Here is a 1139-nt window from a genome sequence, read left to right on the forward strand (position 1 = left end):
ACCCCGGAATCGCCCCCAGCCCCTGAACCAGGAGTACCGATGAAGTTGCCCTCATGCGCCGCTGCCCTCATGGCGGGCGTCCTGTTCGCTTCGCTGGCTGAAGTGTCCGGGGCGCCGGCGGCACAGGCGGCCGACGCCAGGGCCCTTCCGAGCGTGAACATGGAAGCCACCGTCAAGGCGGCCCAGATCGACCCGCGGCGGCCTGACAACACGCTCACCCCCGGTGCCAAGGCCAGCGTGCTCCTCGTCGAGCAGGCGCTGCGTGACCAGCGCTTCCTTGAGGCGAAGTGGGTGGACGGCTACTTCGGCAGCACAACGGTCACCGCCTACGCGAACTACCAGAAGTCGCTCGGCCTGACCGGTCTCGACGCCAACGGCCTGCCGGGCAAGACGTCGCTCACCAAGCTCGGTGCCGGCCGCTTCAAGGTCACCGACGTCATCAGCCCGGGTGCCCGGGTGTCCACCGGCGGTTTCGTCGTCAACACCCGCACGCGAAACATGCTGGCGGAGGCCAAGCGGCTGCTCGGCCGCGACTTCAAGCTGGATCAGGGGTCGTACAACCCGGGCGGCGACCCCACCTCGGCGGGCACTCACGACGGGGGCGGCGTCGTGGACATCTCGGTGAAGGGGATGAACGCCGCCACCCGCACCTCGGTCGTCCGCGCGCTGCGCCTCGTCGGCTTCGCCGCCTGGCTGCGCAACCCCCAGCAGGACGACTGGCCGTGGCACATCCACGCCACCGCCATCAGCGACACGGACCTCGCCGGCCAGGCCCAGCACCAGATCGGTGACTACTACCTCGGCCTGAACGGGCTGGCCGGCCGGGGCCCGGACGACGGCCCGAAGGTGACCATCCGCACCTGGGAGGAGTACCAGCGCCGCTGACCCGTCCCGAGCCCCCAGGCGCCGCAGACCATTCCGAGTGCCAGAAGTACCAGAAGTGCCAGAAGTCCCAGACTCTGCAGTCATAAGGAGAACAGCATGAGAACGCTCACCAGGATCATCACCGCGACGACCGCCGCGATGGCGCTCGGCGGGGCGGTTCTCGCCACCGCGGCGCCGGCCTCGGCCGCAAGCCGCGACGGTGTCTGCGATACCGGCGAGTTCTGCTACTACTTCAACAGCGACAACCAGGGATC

General features: G+C 69.1%; 1 protein-coding gene. It reads left to right on the top strand.

Annotation, left to right across the window (positions count from 1 at the left end):
• The first annotated feature begins 39 nt into the window (after positions 1-39).
• Complete coding sequence (locus ETD85_RS62400; RefSeq protein ID WP_206059659.1) at positions 40-885, top strand: peptidoglycan-binding domain-containing protein; 846 nt, start codon at positions 40-42, stop codon at positions 883-885.
• Positions 886-1139: the final 254 nt, after the last annotated feature.

The sequence above is a fragment of the Nonomuraea zeae genome (genome assembly GCF_005889725.1).
In the GTDB taxonomy this organism is placed as follows: domain Bacteria; phylum Actinomycetota; class Actinomycetes; order Streptosporangiales; family Streptosporangiaceae; genus Nonomuraea; species Nonomuraea zeae.

Bases quoted from the DNA above. Each gene is read 5' to 3' on its own strand.
- ETD85_RS62400 (WP_206059659.1), top strand. From the start codon at position 40: ATGAAGTTGCCCTCATGCGCCGCTGCCCTCATGGCGGGCGTCCTGTTC.